14 protein-coding genes are annotated in these 16,006 nt (G+C 71.1%); 4 read left to right on the top strand and 10 right to left on the bottom strand.

The genetic code is table 11. The annotated features are described in order from the left end of the window. Positions 1 to 10: 10 nt before the first annotated feature. Positions 11 to 1,423, bottom strand: coding sequence for an FAD-linked oxidase C-terminal domain-containing protein (locus AB0P18_RS10210; RefSeq protein WP_344052033.1), 1,413 nt, complete (start codon positions 1,421 to 1,423; stop codon positions 11 to 13). A gap of 259 nt (positions 1,424 to 1,682) precedes the next feature. On the opposite strand from AB0P18_RS10210, the gene AB0P18_RS10205 reads away from it, so the two are divergent. The 3 genes from AB0P18_RS10205 to AB0P18_RS10195 are packed head-to-tail and all read left to right on the top strand — an operon-like array spanning position 1,683 to position 6,174. Beyond that, on the top strand, positions 1,683 to 2,879 hold the full coding sequence (locus tag AB0P18_RS10205) for an LLM class flavin-dependent oxidoreductase (protein WP_363359918.1): 1,197 nt from the start codon (positions 1,683 to 1,685) through the stop codon (positions 2,877 to 2,879). Then, positions 2,876 to 4,243 (top strand): NtaA/DmoA family FMN-dependent monooxygenase, encoded by a 1,368-nt coding sequence (locus AB0P18_RS10200; RefSeq protein ID WP_344052029.1) that lies wholly within the window; start codon positions 2,876 to 2,878, stop codon positions 4,241 to 4,243. Before AB0P18_RS10205 ends, AB0P18_RS10200 begins: the two co-directional genes overlap by 4 nt. A gap of 2 nt (positions 4,244 to 4,245) precedes the next feature. After that, positions 4,246 to 6,174 carry an FAD/NAD(P)-binding protein gene (locus AB0P18_RS10195; RefSeq protein ID WP_363359917.1) on the top strand — a complete coding sequence of 643 codons (1,929 nt, stop codon included), beginning with the start codon at positions 4,246 to 4,248 and terminating at the stop codon, positions 6,172 to 6,174. 16 nt (positions 6,175 to 6,190) lie between these two features. Here AB0P18_RS10195 and AB0P18_RS10190 read toward each other — a convergent pair whose 3' ends face one another. From AB0P18_RS10190 to AB0P18_RS10165, 6 genes are all read right to left on the bottom strand, one after another. Continuing rightward, on the bottom strand, positions 6,191 to 6,850 hold the full coding sequence (locus AB0P18_RS10190; protein WP_363359916.1) for an ABC transporter permease subunit: 660 nt from the start codon (positions 6,848 to 6,850) through the stop codon (positions 6,191 to 6,193). Next, positions 6,843 to 7,880 carry an ATP-binding cassette domain-containing protein gene (locus AB0P18_RS10185; RefSeq protein ID WP_363359915.1) on the bottom strand — a complete coding sequence of 346 codons (1,038 nt, stop codon included), beginning with the start codon at positions 7,878 to 7,880 and terminating at the stop codon, positions 6,843 to 6,845. The genes AB0P18_RS10190 and AB0P18_RS10185 overlap by 8 nt, the downstream gene beginning before the upstream one ends. 68 nt (positions 7,881 to 7,948) lie before the next feature. Further along, entirely contained in the window at positions 7,949 to 8,848 is a 900-nt protein-coding gene (locus AB0P18_RS10180; RefSeq protein WP_363359914.1) for a MetQ/NlpA family ABC transporter substrate-binding protein, read from the bottom strand. A gap of 169 nt (positions 8,849 to 9,017) precedes the next feature. Then, positions 9,018 to 10,499, bottom strand: coding sequence for a protein adenylyltransferase SelO family protein (locus AB0P18_RS10175; protein WP_363359913.1), 1,482 nt, complete (start codon positions 10,497 to 10,499; stop codon positions 9,018 to 9,020). Between the two features lie 82 nt (positions 10,500 to 10,581). Next, entirely contained in the window at positions 10,582 to 10,854 is a 273-nt protein-coding gene (locus AB0P18_RS10170; protein ID WP_363359912.1) for a hypothetical protein, read from the bottom strand. Between the two features lie 46 nt (positions 10,855 to 10,900). Continuing rightward, positions 10,901 to 11,485 (bottom strand): GNAT family N-acetyltransferase, encoded by a 585-nt coding sequence (locus tag AB0P18_RS10165; RefSeq protein ID WP_363359911.1) that lies wholly within the window; start codon positions 11,483 to 11,485, stop codon positions 10,901 to 10,903. A 268-nt stretch (positions 11,486 to 11,753) separates the two neighbouring features. Here AB0P18_RS10165 and AB0P18_RS10160 point away from each other — a divergent pair, with 268 nt between their 5' ends. Then, positions 11,754 to 12,545, top strand: a complete 792-nt coding sequence (locus AB0P18_RS10160; protein WP_363359910.1) for an IclR family transcriptional regulator — start codon at positions 11,754 to 11,756, stop codon at positions 12,543 to 12,545. 5 nt (positions 12,546 to 12,550) lie between these two features. Here the strand turns inward: AB0P18_RS10160 and AB0P18_RS10155 are convergent, their stop codons facing one another. The 3 genes from AB0P18_RS10155 to AB0P18_RS10145 are packed head-to-tail and all read right to left on the bottom strand — an operon-like array spanning position 12,551 to position 15,938. Beyond that, positions 12,551 to 13,291 carry an IclR family transcriptional regulator C-terminal domain-containing protein gene (locus tag AB0P18_RS10155; RefSeq protein ID WP_344052015.1) on the bottom strand — a complete coding sequence of 247 codons (741 nt, stop codon included), beginning with the start codon at positions 13,289 to 13,291 and terminating at the stop codon, positions 12,551 to 12,553. 14 nt (positions 13,292 to 13,305) lie between these two features. Next, positions 13,306 to 14,442 carry an alanine racemase gene (gene alr, locus AB0P18_RS10150; RefSeq protein ID WP_344052012.1) on the bottom strand — a complete coding sequence of 379 codons (1,137 nt, stop codon included), beginning with the start codon at positions 14,440 to 14,442 and terminating at the stop codon, positions 13,306 to 13,308. After that, positions 14,439 to 15,938, bottom strand: coding sequence for an amino acid permease (locus AB0P18_RS10145; RefSeq protein ID WP_363360021.1), 1,500 nt, complete (start codon positions 15,936 to 15,938; stop codon positions 14,439 to 14,441). The genes alr and AB0P18_RS10145 overlap by 4 nt, the downstream gene beginning before the upstream one ends. Positions 15,939 to 16,006 lie beyond the last annotated feature (68 nt).

The following is a 16,006-nucleotide window of genomic DNA, read 5'->3' as shown; positions in this document are numbered from 1 at the left end:
GAGGTGAAGGTCAGAAGGCTTTGCCGGGGTTGAACAGGCCGGTGGGGTCCAGCGCCGCCTTGAGGGCGTGCTGGGCGGCGAGCGTCCGCGGGGACAGTTCGACGGCTGCGAGCTCTCGCTTGACGGTGCCGATGCCGTGCTCCCCGCTCACGGTGCCGCCGACGCTCAGAGCGAAGCGGACGAGGTCGTCCGTGGCGTCGTGCAGCGTGGCCGGGGGTGCGGACGGATCGGCACCGTCCGGGATCCGCAGCGTGATCAGCGGGTGCAGATTGCCGTCGCCGGCATGGGCGACCGCGCTGACCTCGACGCCGTACCGCTCCTGCAGAACCGCGAAGTACGCGTACACCTCGGGGATCCGCGACTTCGGCACGGCGATGTCGCCACCCGAGAACCAGCTGTCCAGGTCGAACCCGCGTCCGGAGCGCCGGAGTTCCCACAGCACCTCGCCGTCGGCATCCGTCTCGGCCTGCACGCGACCGCCGACCGCGGTGAGCGCGTCGCGGAGCTCGGCGAACTGCTCGGCGATGCCGAAACCGTCGAGCTCGATCAGCAGGAGCGAGCCGCCGCGTTCGCGCAGGCGGGAGTGCGAATGCCGATCGATGCTCACGAGGGTCGGCTCGTCGAAGAACTCCACGATGCTCGGCCGGACCCGGGATGCGGTGATCGCCGCGAGCGCGGCGGCCCCCTCAGCGGTCGAGTCGAAGAACGCGGTCACCGTGCGGCGTGCGGCCGGAATCGGCCGGAGGCGAACGGTGGCCGCGACGACGATGCCGAGGACCCCTTCGGATCCGACGAACAGCGACACGAGGTCGAGCCCCGTGACGCCCTTGATCGATCGGTGCCCGACCGAGATGAGGCTCCCGTCGGCGAGGACGACATCCAGCGCAAGCACCGACTCGCGGGTGACGCCGTATTTCGCGCAGCGCAGTCCGCCGGCGTTCGTGGCGATGTTCCCCCCGATCGAGGAGATCCGCCAGCTGGCCGGATCGGGCGCGTAGAACAGCCCGAGCGGGGCGAGGTGGGCGTTCAGCTCGGCGTTCAGGACGCCGGGCTCGACCACCGCGACTTCGTCCTCGGGCGAGACCTCGAGGATCCGCGTCAGCCGCTCCGTCGAGATCACGAGCTCGCCTGTGGTCGCCGACGCGCCGCCGGAGAGCCCGCTGCCGGCGCCACGCGGCACGACGGGCACACCGTGCTCTGCGGCGATCCGCACGAGGTCCTGCACGTGCTCGGGCGAGGCCGGGAGTGCGACGGCCGGGCCGATCGTGGATGCGGAGCCGGCGGGCGCCAGGCGGGTGGCCGCGTCGTGCAGGTAGTCCACCGTCGCCGGCGACGAGGGCCGCACCTCGATCTCGGGATGCCGCTCCTGGAGTGCCGCGACGAGGGCATCCAGGGCGCTGGGCGCGAGAACGGGACTGGTCATGGCGGATCTGGCCTCTCCGGCAGGGATCGGGGTCATGGGGTGGATCGGTGGATCGGCTCGACCGTAGGGCGGGCGGGCGACCCGGCGCGGATCCGGGCGTCATGCGACGTTGCGATCCGTCATCGGGCGTCACATTCCGCCTCGGGGATCCCTGATCCGGACGCCCCGCGACGTCACGTTACGAAGCGATTTGAGCGCCGCCGCTCCCCCGGCGACAGTGATCATCGCGTCGTTCTCGCGGCGCGGTGAGGAGTGGACCATGACCGATCGCGTGCATGTCGCCGTCGCACTGGACGGTGCCGGTTGGCACCCGGCCGCCTGGCGTGAGCACTCCGCTCGGCCCGCAGCTCTGACGACCGCAGCCTATTGGCGCGACCTCGTCCGAGCCGCGGACGAGGCGGGAGTCGCCTTCGTCACGATCGAGGACGCCCTCGCCCTCGGCGAGCGCTTCGACACCGCGCCCGAGCCGCGCACCGACCGCGTCCGCGGGCGCCTCGACGCCGTGCTTCTCGCGTCGTTCCTGGCTCCGCTGACCACGCGCGTGGGACTCGTTCCCACCGTCACGACGACCCACCCCGAGCCGTTCCACGTCGCCACCGGCCTGCAGACGCTCGACCACGCGAGCCTCGGCCGCGCGGGCGTACGCCTCGTCGCGGGCTCGACGCCGGCCGAGCGGGCGAACTTCGGACGCCGCGCGGACGGACCCACCGGCCTGCCGGAATCGGGCCATGTGGAGGAAGATCCGCAGCTCGTCGCGGCGTTCCGCGAGGCCGGCGAGGTCGCCCAGGCGATCCGCGGACTCGCCGACTCGTGGGAGGACGACGCGATCATCCGCGACCTCGAGTCCGGCCGCTTCGTCGACCGCGACCGAATCCACAACCTCGACTTCTCGGGCGAGTTCTTCTCGATCACCGGCGCTTCGATCGTGCCCCGCTCCCCCCAGGGGCAGCCCCTCGTCACGGCGCTCGCGCACCAGAGCATCCCCTACCGCTTCGCCGCCGAGCACGCCGACGTCGTGTTCGTGACGCCCGCCGATCCTGCCGGGACCGGCGCGATCCTGGCCGAGCTCGCCGAGGCCGTGGCCCAGGTGCGGACCGAGCCGGAACCGCTGCGGGTGTTCGTCGATCTGATCGTGCTCGTCGAAGACACCGCGGACGCCGCACGCGAGGCATGGGATCGACTCGAAGCCCGCGCGCCCCTCGTCACGGACGCGCGCATCGTGGTCGGCACCCCCGACGACGTGGTGGCCGAGATCCGGGCGTTCGCCGAGGCAGGTGTCGACGGCATCCGTCTGCGGCCCGCGCGACTGCCCGCCGACCTCACCGCGATCGCCGAGGAAGTCCTCCCCCGCGCGTCCGCGCTGCTCGTCGGCGACGACGGCGCACCCACCCTGCGCGAGCGACTCGGACTGCCGCGTCGCGCGAGTCGCCACACCCGATCGGAGGTTTCGGCATGAGCCTGAATCCCGCGAAGCGTCAGATCCACCTGGCCGCGCACTTCCCCGGTGTGAACAACACCACGGTCTGGACAGACCCGACCGCCGGCAGCCAGATCGACTTCGCGTCCTTCGAGTACTTCGCACGCACGGCCGAGCGCGGGCGGTTCGACTACCTCTTCCTGGCCGAGGGTCTGCGACTGCGCGAGCATCGCGGGCGGATCCACGAGCTCGACGTGCTCGGCCGGCCGAACACGCTCGCCGTGCTCGCCGCCCTCGCCGCCGTCACCGAGCACATCGGTCTGGTCGGCACGCTCAGCACGACCTTCAACGAGCCGTACGAGCTCGCCCGCCAGCTCGCGACGATCGACCATCTGTCCGGTGGAAGAGCGGGCTGGAACGCGGTCACGAGTTCGGATGCCTTCCACGGCGCGAACTTCCGGCGCGGCGGGTACCTCGACCACGCCGACCGATACGTCCGCGCGTCGGAGTTCGCCGAGATCTCGAAGGCCCTGTGGGGGTCATGGCAGGACGACGCGATCGTGGCGGATGCCGACGCCGGCGTCTACCTGGACGCGGAGCGCATCGCGCGGGTGCGCCACCAGACGCGCTTGTTCGACGTGGACGCCCTGTTCGACGTGCCCGCCTCGCCGCAGGGACGCCCGGTGATCGTGCAGGCCGGGGACTCCGCCGACGGCCGGGACTTCGCAACCGACCACGCCGATGTGATCTTCTCCCTGCACACCGAGTTCGAAGATGCGCAGGACTTCTACCGCGATGTGAAGGGGCGCCTGGCCGCCCGCGGACGTGACGAGGAGTCGCTCAAGATCCTTCCCGCGGCCACGTTCGTGCTCGGCGACACCGCCGAAGAGGCCCGCGAGCGCTCGCGCGAGATCGCCCTGGCCCAGGTGCGGCCCGAGACGGCGATCACGTACCTCGAGCAGGTGTGGAACCGCGACTTCAGCGGGTACGACCCCGACGGCCCGCTGCCGGAGGTCGAGCCCGACACCGGCCCGGAGAGCGCCCAGGGCTTCGCGAACCGGCACGCCGCAGTACGGGCGCGCATCGCGAAGCTGCGCGAGACGGCCGCAGCCGAGAATCTCAGCATCCGCGATCTGATCATCCGGCTCACGGCCAACCACACGTTCGTCGGCACCCCCGAGTTCGTGGCGGGCGAGATCGACCGTTACGTGCAGGAGCGCGCGACGGACGGCTTCACGGTCGTCGGCCACCTCACCCCGCACGGCCTGGATGAATTCACCGACCGCGTCGTGCCGCTCCTGCAGGAACGCGGCTCCTACCGCGACACCTACGAGGACGGCGCCACCCTGCACGACCTGCTCGGCCTGCCCGCGGTGCGCACCGGGGCACCGGTCGGGGTGTGACGATGACGGATGCCGCGCCCCGGGACTCCGCGCAGACCACACGCCTCGTCGTGGTGGGCGCGGGCCCGCGCGCGGTCATGCTCCTCGAGCGTCTCCTCGCCCGCACCGATCAGTCGCCGCTGGAGATCACGCTGATCGATCCGCACCCGCCCGGTGCGGGACGCATCTGGCGCGCGGACCAGTCGCCGCTGCTCAAGCTCAATTCGATGGCGCAGGACGTCACCGTGTTCACGGACGACACCTGCACGATCGACGGCCCGATCCGGCCGGGACCCACGCTCATCGCGTGGGCGGAGCTCGTCCGCGACGGCGGGCTCGAGGACGTGACGATCGACGATCCCGCCGTCCTCGCCGAGATCGCGACGCTCCGGGGCGAGAGCTTCCCCACGCGCCGACTGCAGTCGTACTACCTCGACTGGTTCTGGCGCGGGGTCGTGGATGCGGCTCCGGCGCACGTGCGCGTCCACCGGCTGACCGGAACGGTCGCCGGCGTGGCGACAGCAGCGGAACGGCACCGCGTCCGCCTCGTCGACGGGCAGGAGCTCGATGCCCATGTCGTCGTCTACGCGGTCGGCCACAACGGACGCGAACCCGCAGCCGAGACGGCCGCGCTCATCGCCCAGGCCACCCGCGAACGCCTGATCTACGTACCCCCCGCTTTCACCGCCGACGCCGATCTCTCCGCCCTCGCCCCCGGCGCGGACGTCATCGTGCGCGGGATGGGACTGGCGGCGGTCGACCTGCTCGTGCTGCTCGGCGAAGGTCGCGGCGGTCGCTTCCACCGCGATGACGACGGTTCGCTGCGCTACGAACCCTCCGGGCTCGAGCCCCGCCTGCACATCGGCTCGCGGCGCGGCATCCCCTACCGCTCGAAAGTCTCCTCCGTTCTGCAGGGCGACCCGCCGCAGCTGCACGTCGTGACGAAGGAGGCGGTCGCCGCCCTCGTCGCACGCCCGGAAGCTGTCGACTTCGAGCGGCATGTCTGGCCGCTCATCGCACAGGAGCTCGTCTGGAGCCACTACCGCGAACTGTTCACGGGGCACCCCGAGCGGGTCGCCGGTACGTGGGAACAGTTCCAGGACGTGCTGCGCGCGCATGCCGGCGACACCGCGGCCCTCCGGGCCGCCGTCGCGGAGGTCGTGCCGGACCCGCTGGATCGCTTCGACGTCCCGACCCTCGACCGTCCGCTCGACGGCGAGGAGTTCTCGTCCGACGATGACCTGCAGCGCCGCATCCGCCAGCACATCACGGATGATCTGACCCTCCGCACGACGCAGGAGCGCAGCAGCGCGCAGGCGGTCTTCCTCGCGATCCTGCTGTCCTTCCTCGCTCTCGCGGACGTGCCACCGGAGAAGTGGAGCGCGCGCTCGCGCGCGGTGAGCCTGCCCGTCACGTGGCACACGTTCTTCAGCTACGTCGCGAGCGGTCCGCCCGCCCACCGGCTCGAGGAGCTCCTCGCCCTGTCCGAGGCCGGTGTCGTGCGGTTCCTGGGTCCGGACGTGACGGTGCGGGTGGAGACCGGCCGCGGGTTCGTCGCATCGAGCCCGCGCGTGCCGGGCGAGACCGTCGCCGGTGCCCTCGTGGACGCGTGGCTGCCCGGCTCGGGGGCCGCCGTCAGCGAGAACGGCGCACTGCGCGAACTCGCGGCGGTCCACGGACGGGAGTTCCGCGTCGCGGACGCGTCGTTCGAGGGCTCGCTCGGGCGCATCGAGGTGGATGCCGACGGTCGGGTGATCGACGCCACCGGCGCCGCGCATCCCACGCTGTTCGCGATCGGCCCGTTCACCTCGCTCACCGAGGCGGGCGCCTTCACGCGGCCGCGGTCCAACGCGCTGCCGTTCCGGCAGACCGATCGGATCGCCGGGGCGATCGCCGACGCCGTCGCGTCGGCGCGGACGGCGGCAGGCCTCGGCGAGCTCGTCGCCCGCTGAGACCGGCCGCGCCCGATCAGCGGCGGAGCACGCGGCGCGCGAGCAGGTTCCCGAGGAACTGCACGCCCTGCACGATCACGATGATGATCAGCACCGCCGCCCACGTGACGACGGGGTTGAACTGCTTGAAGCCGTAGACGATCGCGAACTCGCCGAGACCGCCGGCGGCCACGGCCCCCGCGATCGCGGTCATGTCCACGAGCGCGACGACGATGAACGTGTAGCCGAGGATGAGCGGCCCGAGCGCTTCGCGCGGGATGAGGCGGAACAGGATCCGCGACCTGCTCGCCCCCGCAGCCCGCGCCGCCTCGATGATGCCGGGGCGCACGGTCAGCAGGTTCTGCTCCACGATGCGGCTGATCGCGAACATCGAGGCGAGCGTGATCGCGAAGATGCCGAACTCGGGTCCGATTCCGGGGATGCCGAGTCCGCGCGCGATCGGCTGGACCGCAGCGAGCAGGATCACGAACGGGATCGGGCGGAAGAAGTTCACGACGACGTTCAGGACGCCGAAGACCGCGCGCTGCGGGAACAGACTGCCCGGTCGCGTGGCATAGAGCGCGAGTCCGAGCAGGAGCCCCGCGATGCCGCCGAACACGAGCGCGAGCGAGACGACGTACAGCGTCTCGAACGTCGCCGCCCAGAGTTCGGGCAGCAGGTCGATGAGCCTATCCACGGGAGTCCTCCTCGATGAGCGGAGCGAAGCGCGACGCCGCCCGGATCGCCTGCGCGACGGCATCCGGTTCGCCCTCCAGAGCGAGGGTGAGATGACCGAACACGCGCCCGCGGATGTCGTTGATGCCGCCGTGGATGAGCTCGAACCGCACGCCGTGACCCGACAGCGCGGCGAACACGTCGGCCTGCGTGACATCGCCGTCGCGGATCGTGAACGTCACGATGCGTCCCGGGTGGCGCGCGCGGAGGGTCTGCAGCTGATCGCCCACGGGGACGTCCTCGATGATGCTCGCCACGAACCGCTGCGCGGCCGCGCTCTGCGGCGCCGAAAGCACATCGAACACGTCGCCGCTCTCGATGATCCGCCCGTCCTCCATGACGACGACCCTGTCCGCGAGGGCGCGGATCACGTCCATCTCGTGCGTGATCACGAGGATCGTGATGCCGAGCTCCCGGTTGACCCGGCGCAGCAGCTCGAGCACCTCCTGAGTCGTGTCGGGGTCCAGGGCGCTCGTCGCCTCGTCGGCGAGCAGGATCCGCGGGTTCGTCGCGAGGGCGCGGGCGATGCCGACCCGCTGCTTCTGCCCGCCGGAGAGCTGTTCGGGATAGTTCTTCGCCTTGGCCGAGAGCCCCACGAACGCGAGCATCTCGGCGACGCGCTCGGCGATCTCGGTCCGGGAGCGACCGGCCACTTCGAGCGGATAGGCGATGTTGCCCGCCACCGTCCGGGAGTCGAAGAGGTTGAACTGCTGGAAGATCATGCCGATGTCGCCGCGCAGCGCCCGCAGATCCTTCTCGCGAAGGGTCGTGATGTCGCGGCCGTCGATCTCGACGGACCCCGAGGTCGGGATCTCCAACGCGTTGACGAGCCGCAGGACCGTGCTCTTGCCGGCGCCGGAGTAACCGATGATGCCGCAGATCTGCCCCTCGGCGATCTCGAGCGAGACGCCGTCGACGGCGACGACGGATGCCGCGCCCTTCGTCGGCGCGGGATAGGACTTGGTGACGTCGGTCAGACGGATCAGCGTCATGGGCTCTCCTGTTCACGATGCACGTGTGCGGCCCGTCCTGTGGAGACGGGCCGCACGCGTGCTCGGGACTACTGGTTGGCGCGGATGTCGTCCTCGACCTCGGTGAGCGAGGACACCAGGTCCGCCGCCGGGGTCTTCACGAACACCGCCGTGCCGCCGGATGCCTCCTGCAGGCCGTCGAGGACGTCCTTGTTCGTCTGGAAGATCTCGACGAGCTTCAGGTACGTCGGGTTGTCGGCGTCCTCCGCCTTCGCGGCGAAGATGTTGATGTACGGGAACGCGCTCGGGTCGGACGGGTCGTCCGTCGCGATCGCATCCTCGAAGGTGAGTCCGGCGTCCTCGACGAAGTCGTTGTTGATGATGGCGGCGGCCACATCGGGCAGCGACGTCGCCGTGAAGGCGGCGTCGAGCGCCTCGACCTTCACCTTGGATTCCGGCAGCACGTCGGCGACGGTCGAGAAGATCGACCCACCGTCCTCGAGCTCGACGAGCCCGGCGGACTGCAGCACGAGGAGGCCCCGCGCCTGGTTCGACTCGTCGTTCGGCACGGCGACGGTCGAGCCGTCGGGGATGTCCTCCACCGCGTCGTACTGCGTCGAGTACAGCCCCAGCGGGTAGATCGCCGTGGAGCCGATGGGCTGCAGGTCGTCGTCGCTGTTCACGTTGTAGGTCGCGAGGTAGATGATGTGCTGGAACTGATTGAGGTCCAGCTCGCCCGCGGACAGGGCCGGGTTGGGCTGCGTGTACTCGCTGAAGTCGACGAGCTCGACCTCGATGCCCTCGGCGGCGGCGGCTTCCTTGTAGGTCTCCCAGTACGGGTCTCCGGCGCCGACGACTCCGATGCGGACCGGGCCCTCGGATGCGGCATCCGAGGATGCGGGCTCACTCGAGCCGGACGCGCATCCGGAGACCACGAGCGCGAGCGGCAGGGCGAGCGCGGCGGCGGACAGGATTCTCTTGCGGGACATGGTGCTCCTAGCGGTTGTCAGGCGCCGCGGTGGCGGACTGACGACCGCCGTGGCGGGTGGATCACACCCGCTCGCCTCATCGCGGTGCCTGGACGAGGTTAGGCAGGGCCCGCCCCGCTTCAGAAAAGAGCGCGCAACACGAGGACACCCGGGCCGCAGCGCGGCGGTCTCAGGTGCCGCAGAACGTCCGGTGGCGCGGGGAGCCGTCGGGGGCCGGTCGCGCGAAGCGGCGATAACGGGCCTCCGGACGTTCGGTGAACGGGTCGCGCAGAAGGGCGACCAGCTCGTCGAACGGGACGAGATCACCGTCGGTCGCGGCCCGCAGCACCTCTTCGACGATGTGGTTCCGGGCGATGTACACCGGGTTCACCGCGCGGGCGAGCGCGGCATCCGGACCCTGCGTCTTCCAGGCGGCGAGCCAGTCCTCGAGCGCCGGCACCTCGCCGAGGAAGCGTGAGCGCACGGCCCGCTCGTCGCCCTCGGCCGCTGCCGCGAGGTCACGCCAGAACCCCGTGAAGTCGACGCGGTGATCGGCCAGGAGCGCGAGCGCGGCATCCGTGAGCCTGTCGACCGTGGCCGCGTCGACGTCGCCGGCCAGGCCGAGCTTGCGGCGGAACGACTCCTGTCGCGCGCGTGCGTAGGACTCGTCGAACTCCGCGACGATCCCGGCGGCGATCGACAGAGCCTCGGGAAGGTCGTCGTGCAACAGCGGGGCGACGGCCTCGCCGAGCCGATCGAGGTTCCACCGCATGATCTCCGGCTGCCGCTCGTACGCGTACCGCCCGAACTCGTCGATCGAGCTGAAGAACGCGTCCGGTTCGTACGCGTCCAGGAACGCGCAGGGCCCGTAGTCGATCGTCTCCGCGCCGACGAGCACGTTGTCGGTGCTCAGGACCCCGTGCACGAATCCGACGCGCATCCAGTCGGCGGTGAGCCGTGCGACCGCCTCGACGATCTCAGCGAGGAGAGCGCGATACGGATGCCGAGCCTCGGCCGCGCGGGGGTAGTGGCGGGCGATCACGAGGTCCGCGAGTCGCCGCAGCAGGCCCAGGTCGCCGTGAACCCGCACGTACTCGAACGAGTCGTAGCGGACATGGCTCGTCGCCGTTCGCACCAGGAGCGCACCGGGCAGCCCGTCCAGCGGTCGCACGGAACCCGTCGCGACCACGGCGAGCGCGCGCGTCGTCGGCACTCCGAGCGCGTGCATCGCCTCGCCCATCAGGTACTCGCGCAGCATGGGGCCGATGACGGCGTACCCGTCGCCGCGCGACATCGGCGTCGGCCCGGAACCCTTCAGGTGGACATCCCGCAGGCGGCCGTGGACGTCGCGGACCTCGCCGAGCAGGGCCGCGCGGCCGTCGCCCAGGATCGGCTGGAAGCGGCCCCACTGGTGCCCCGCGTAGACCTGGGCGACCGGACGGGCATCCGCCGGCTCACCGCTGAGGAAGCGGACGCCCTCGGCGGATCGGAGCCCGACGACGTCCAGATTCAGCTCGTGAGCGAGAGGCTCGTTGAGCGCGAGGACTCGGGGAGCGGAAGGGCGGGCAGGAGCGAACGGGAGCGAGAGCTCAGGCAGGAGCGCGGCCCACTCGTGCGCGAGCGCGGGTCGACCCGTGCCCGCACGTTCGGGCGTCCGCACGTCGGAGGTCATGCAGGGATACTAAGTCGGCCACGGACGGACGGCTCGGCGGGGCGACTCGCCCCGACACACGGGAGGAGGACGCGCCGACGGGTCAGAGACCCGCGCGGGCGTCCGGGTCGTCCGCGAGTCGGTCCGCCTCGCGCGCGACCGCTTCCTGCTCGGCCTCCCTGAGCGGAGGCAGACCGATCTCGTCGGCAGGGATGCCCGCGTACGGATCGGCGCCGGGGAACTCCTGATCGAAGGAGCCCGCCACACGACCGCCGGGCGGGACCTCATCGCCCGCGGTCCCGAGGAGCGTCTCCTCGCCGGGCGCCTGCTCGGGAATCCCGTCTCCGAGGTGCTTGCGGTGCCACTCGACGCTCATGTCCACTCCCCATCCGTGCGGTGTCGATGAAGTCTACGTCCGGCCTTCAGTCGGCCGGTGGCACCGTGATCCGCATGACCGTCTTGCTCTTGCCGATGTGCCGTTCGAAGGCGAAGCCGGCCTTCTCGAACATCGCCCGGGTCCCGTTGTGCAGAAACGAGGAGGACGTGCGCTTGCCCGGCACCGGCTCGTTCGGGAACGACACGACCTCGCCTCCACCCGCCTGCGCGATCAGCTCGAGGGCACCGTCGAGCGCCTCGCGGGCGACTCCCGACCGGCGGTGGTCCCGATCGACGAAGAAGCACGTGATGCGCCACGGCGCCGGGTTCTGCTCGCCCGCGTCGTACTGCTTACGGTGATAGATCCCGGGGAGCTCCTCGGGGCTGCCGTACTCGCACCACGCGATCGCCTGGTCGCCGTCGAACACGAGGGCGGCGTGCGCGACGCCCTCGTCGACGAGCCGCTTCTTGAACGTGGCCCGGTCGTAGTCGTCCTTCACCGTGTGCGCGGTGTCCCCGTGGAAATACGAGCAGTAGCACCCGCCCCACACGCCGTTGTGCTTCTCGGCGAGCGCGAGCCAGGCCGGAAACGTCTCGGGCGTGAGAGCCCTCACCACGTGCGTCCCGCCCATTCCGGCCCCCTTCGCCGCCTCGGTCCATCCCATCGCCTCCGATCGGCGTGCACAACTCCTGCTTTCCCGTGGCGGGCCCGCCCACGTGCCGCGGGATGTCGCTGGATATCGCGGCGGAGAGGAGCTGCAGCGCGCGGAAAGCAGGAGTTGTGCGCACCACCGGCCGCGCGGAGCACGCGATCTGCTTCACTGACACCGTGACCGAACCCGTCGGCGCGCTGCGCGCCGCGCTCGGCAAGCTGGTGCGACGCCCGGCTAGGCTCGAAGCATGCCGCAGTCCCCGGCGATGCCGCCCGCCCTCAGCAGCATGGGCCGCGGATTCGAGGTGATCGGCGCCCTCGCGGCGCTGACCGGCAGCTCGTCGCAGAACGGCGCGAGCGTGACCGCCGTGGCAGAGCACCTCGGCCGTGACCGCTCGCAGGTCTCGCGGACCCTCGCGGCGCTCGATCGGCGCGGCTACCTCACACGCGACGGCGGCCGCGGGTACCGGCTGTCGTGGGCCTGGTACGCGCAGGCGCAGGAGATCACCGCGGTCCGGCTGCGCACGGAAGGGCTCTCGCTGCTCGACGAACTCGCCGACGCGACCGGCGAGAGCTGCTTCATCGGCGTGCTGCACGGCGCGGACACCGTGACCGTCGTCGAGAGCATCCCGGCCACCTCACGGATGATCGGCTCCTGGATCGGTCGCGCCTACCCTGCGTGGTGCAGTGACGCGGGCCGTGCGGTGCTGTGGGATGCCGACGACGAGGAGATCCGCGACGTGTTCACCGGCATCCGCTTCACCGGTGCCGGCCCGAACGCCCCCGCGTCGCTCGAAGTCTTCCTCGAGCGCCTGCGCGACTCGAAGGAGCGCGGATACGCGATCGTCGATGAGGAGGCCGAGGCGGGCCTCTTCTCGGTGTCGGCGCCGGTGCGGGACTTCCGCGGCGAGGTGATCGCGGCCGTGCAGGTCGTCGGCGAGCGCCGGGCGCTCGTCGCCCGCGCCACCGAGGTCGGTGGCCGCTGCCGGATCGCGGCCGATCGGCTGTCCACGCTCCTCGGCGCGCCCGACGTGCGCTGAGCGGGTCACTCCGACCCGAGTCGCGCGGCTGCGGCGATCAGCGCGCGCTGCAGCTGCCCGGCCACAGACACCGTGACCGGTGGACCTTCGGCCGAGATCGAGGCGATGATCGTGCCCTCGACACGGATCGGCACGGCATGTTCGGTGATGCCGGCGACGTACTCGTCGACGGCGCGCACGATTCCCTGCCCGCGATCGCGGTCCACGAGCGCAGCGACCTCGTCCACACTCCGCGCGGCCGCCGGCCCACCGACCCCGACGAACTGCACGCCTTCGAGGAGCCCCGTCAGCGCGGCGCGATCGTGGTCCAGGAGCAGCGCGCGGCCCGCGCCGGTGCTCCACACCGGGCTGACCATACCCGCGCGGATGGACGGGTCGACCGCGGCGGCACCCGATTCGAACCGCAGGAGCAGCGCCTGAGGTCCGTCGCAGGCGGTGATGCGGGCGGTCATCGAGAAGCGGGCGGCGAGGAGCCGCAGCTCGCGCCGGGCGACGCGCAGCCACGGGGCGTTGAGTGCACCGGCGGTGCGGAAGAACGCCGGCCCGACCGCGAAGGCGGATCCCTCGCCGCGCCCGAGGAAGTCCATGGCACGCAGCTCCTGAGTGAGCCGCGACACCCGGCTCCGCTCCATGCCGGTGATCTCGGCGAGTCGGGACGCGTTGTGCCCCGGGCGCCCGGAGCGCTCGCGGTCCACGACCGCACCGAGGAGTGTCAGCCCCTGCGCCAGCGATGACGGGCCGTCCATGCGCACCTCCCGTCTCAGCCTATCGACGCCGTCCGCACGGTCACCTCGACCGCACGCCGCGGCAGGAGCCGCCCCCATGCGGTGTACAGGTCCGCGGCGATCTGCCCGCTCACACGCTCGATGTCCGCGGACGTGATCGCATCGCCGCCCTGTGTGCCGTACAACACCACCTCGTCGCCGACCCGGGTGCGCGGCAGGTCGCTGACGTCGACCAGCAGGGTGTTCATCGCGAGGCGATCCACCACCGGGGCCCGGCGACCTCCGATCAGCACCTCGGCCCGCTGCCCGAGCGCGCGGTGGTAGCCGTCGGCGTACCCGACAGGGATGACGGCGAGACGGGCGTCGCGCTGCAGCGTGTACGCGCGGTCGTACCCGGCCGTGCCGCCCGCGGCGTAGTCGTTGAGCGCAGCGACCCGGGACAGCACCCGCATCGCCGGCCTCAGCGCTCCGTCGAGCAGCGGGGAGTCGCCGTAGAGCGCCGCACCGATGCGCACCATGTCGAAGCGGGATGCCGGCACGCTCAGCGCCGCGTACGTCGTGGCGCAGTGGCGGTCGAGCCGCCGGTTGCCCAGCAGCTCAATCGCGACGGCGGACTCCCTGCCGAACACAGCGGCCCCGCGCTCGACGTCCACCGCATCCTCGCGCGGGAAATGGGCCGCGACACCCACGATGTCCAGCCCAGTCCTGCCCGCGAGCGACGCGATCGTCGCCCGCCCGACGCCGGTGTCGACAGGGATGCCGTCGCGGCTGAGACCCGTGGAGTTGAGGGAGACGTGCACCCGGACCGGTCTGCCGAGCCGGGACGCGGCATCCGTCACCGCCTCCGCGTGCTCGCGGCCACCCAGCCACTCCTCGATGTCGTACGCGGCGCCGTCCAGGATCTCGTCGGCGAGCGCCGGGCGCAGTCGCAGGAGGCGGCCGGTGAAGCCCGCGTCACGGACGGCGCGGGCCTCGACGTTGCCCGTGATGCCGAGGCGCTCCACCCGGCGGGCGACGAGCACGGGGGCGACGAGATCGACACCGTGCCCGTAAGCGTCCGCCTTCAGGACGGCGCAGAGCGCGACGCCTTCTCCGAGGTGGGTCCTGACGAGATCGAGGTTGTGCGCGATCGCGCCCGTGTCGATCTCGACCCACCCCGCAGCGGTGGTCATCGGCGCGGTGCGGCGGCGTCGTCGATCGGGGTCGGCGCTTCGACGGCGGGATCTTCCTCCGGGTCGACCGGTGCCTCGCCTGCGAGCACCGAGACCTCCTTCGCCCCGCGACGTCCGTACCGCAGCCAGAAGTAGAAGTAGCAGAGTCCGACGAAGGGGATGCCGAAGTACAGGGCGGCGACCTGGTTCGGGTCGAACGCGATCGCGATGATCGAGATCGACAAGAGGACGAAGGCCAGGATGGGCACGAACGGGAACAGCGGCGTCCGGTAGGGCAGCGCCGAGACGTCACCGCCTTCGCGCACGAAGCGGCGACGGTGGAAGTACAGCGACGCGACGATCGACATCCACACCGCCACGACCGCGAAGCCCGCGATCGAGACGAGCACGAGGTAGACGGTCTCGGCGGCGATCACGCTGGACAGGAGCGACGCGAGTCCCACGAAGATCGAGACGCTGAGGGCCACGATCGGGATGCCGCGCCGGGTGAGCCGACCGAGGGCCTTCGGCGCGTGGCCCTCTTCGGCGAGCGAGAACAGCATGCGGGCGCAGGAGAAGAGTCCGCTGTTGCCGGCCGAGAGCAGTGCCGTGATGATGACGAAGTTCATGATGTCGGCCGCGTACGGCACGCCCACGTATTCGAAGACGTCCACGAACGGGCTCGAGGTGACGCCGGCCTGGTCGTAGGGCAGGAGCGCGGCGATGACGGTGATCGATCCGACGAAGAGGATGAGGAGGCGCAGCACGGTCGAGCGCAGCGCGCGGGGGATGTTCTTGGCGGGATCCTTCGTCTCGCCAGCGGCGACCCCGATGAGCTCGGAGCCGCTGAAGGCATAGAACACGGCGAGCGAGGTGACGAGCACGCCCATGGCGCCGTTCGGGAAGAGGCCCTCCGGCGTCTGGAAGTTGCTGAACAGCACGGCGGCCGGGTGCTCGGCGGACAGCGGAGTGAACCCGAAGATCGCCATGCCGCCGAGGACGATGAGCGCGACGATCGCGACGACCTTGATGAGGGAGAACCAGAACTCCGTCTCACCGAAGACCCGCGCCGAGATCGCATTGAGGAGGAACAGGATGCCGGCGAACACGAGGCACCACACCCAGACGGCGACGGTGGGGAACCAGCGCTGCATCAGGATGCCGGCCGCCGTGAACTCCGAGCCGAGCGCGACCACCCAGCACAGCCAGTACAGCCACGCGGTGGTGAAGCCCGTCGCGGGGTTGATCGACCGCGCCGCGTAGACGTGGAACGCGCCCGAGACCGGATAGGCGAGGGCGAGCTCCCCGAGGCACGCCATCACGAGCCAGACGACGAAGGCACCCACGAGGTAGGCGATCACGGCACCGAGGGGTCCCGCGACACCGATCGTGTACCCGGAGCTCAGGAACAGCCCGGATCCGATCACGCCGCCGAGCGCGATCATGACGAGGTGGCGTGCGTCCATCGTTCGCTGCAGGCGACGCAGGGGCACTTGCGTCGCCGTGGTGTGCGGCATGGCGTTGGGCAGCTCAGTGCTGCGAGGAGAAGAGGTCATTGCGGTCTCGCGCCTTCGTTCGGTCGGGT

This window comes from Microbacterium sp. NPDC064584 (assembly GCF_040687315.1).
Lineage (GTDB): Bacteria > Actinomycetota > Actinomycetes > Actinomycetales > Microbacteriaceae > Microbacterium > Microbacterium lacus.
The sequence above is the reverse complement of the archived record's forward strand: the minus strand, read 5'-3'. Positions and strand labels throughout refer to the sequence as shown.

What these genes read in the sequence shown, in the direction of transcription:
- AB0P18_RS10210 (WP_344052033.1), bottom strand. Translation starts at nt 1,423, where the DNA reads ATGACCAGTCCCGTTCTCGCGCCCAGCGCCCTGGATGCCCTCGTCGCG.
- alr (WP_344052012.1), bottom strand. Translation starts at nt 14,442, where the DNA reads ATGACCACCGCTGCGGGGTGGGTCGAGATCGACACGGGCGCGATCGCG.
- AB0P18_RS10180 (WP_363359914.1), bottom strand. Translation starts at nt 8,848, where the DNA reads ATGTCCCGCAAGAGAATCCTGTCCGCCGCCGCGCTCGCCCTGCCGCTC.
- AB0P18_RS10205 (WP_363359918.1), top strand. Translation starts at nt 1,683, where the DNA reads ATGACCGATCGCGTGCATGTCGCCGTCGCACTGGACGGTGCCGGTTGG.
- AB0P18_RS10195 (WP_363359917.1), top strand. Translation starts at nt 4,246, where the DNA reads ATGACGGATGCCGCGCCCCGGGACTCCGCGCAGACCACACGCCTCGTC.
- AB0P18_RS10160 (WP_363359910.1), top strand. Translation starts at nt 11,754, where the DNA reads ATGCCGCAGTCCCCGGCGATGCCGCCCGCCCTCAGCAGCATGGGCCGC.
- AB0P18_RS10145 (WP_363360021.1), bottom strand. Translation starts at nt 15,938, where the DNA reads ATGCCGCACACCACGGCGACGCAAGTGCCCCTGCGTCGCCTGCAGCGA.
- AB0P18_RS10175 (WP_363359913.1), bottom strand. Translation starts at nt 10,499, where the DNA reads ATGACCTCCGACGTGCGGACGCCCGAACGTGCGGGCACGGGTCGACCC.
- AB0P18_RS10155 (WP_344052015.1), bottom strand. Translation starts at nt 13,291, where the DNA reads ATGGACGGCCCGTCATCGCTGGCGCAGGGGCTGACACTCCTCGGTGCG.
- AB0P18_RS10185 (WP_363359915.1), bottom strand. Translation starts at nt 7,880, where the DNA reads ATGACGCTGATCCGTCTGACCGACGTCACCAAGTCCTATCCCGCGCCG.
- AB0P18_RS10165 (WP_363359911.1), bottom strand. Translation starts at nt 11,485, where the DNA reads ATGGGCGGGACGCACGTGGTGAGGGCTCTCACGCCCGAGACGTTTCCG.
- AB0P18_RS10200 (WP_344052029.1), top strand. Translation starts at nt 2,876, where the DNA reads ATGAGCCTGAATCCCGCGAAGCGTCAGATCCACCTGGCCGCGCACTTC.
- AB0P18_RS10170 (WP_363359912.1), bottom strand. Translation starts at nt 10,854, where the DNA reads ATGAGCGTCGAGTGGCACCGCAAGCACCTCGGAGACGGGATTCCCGAG.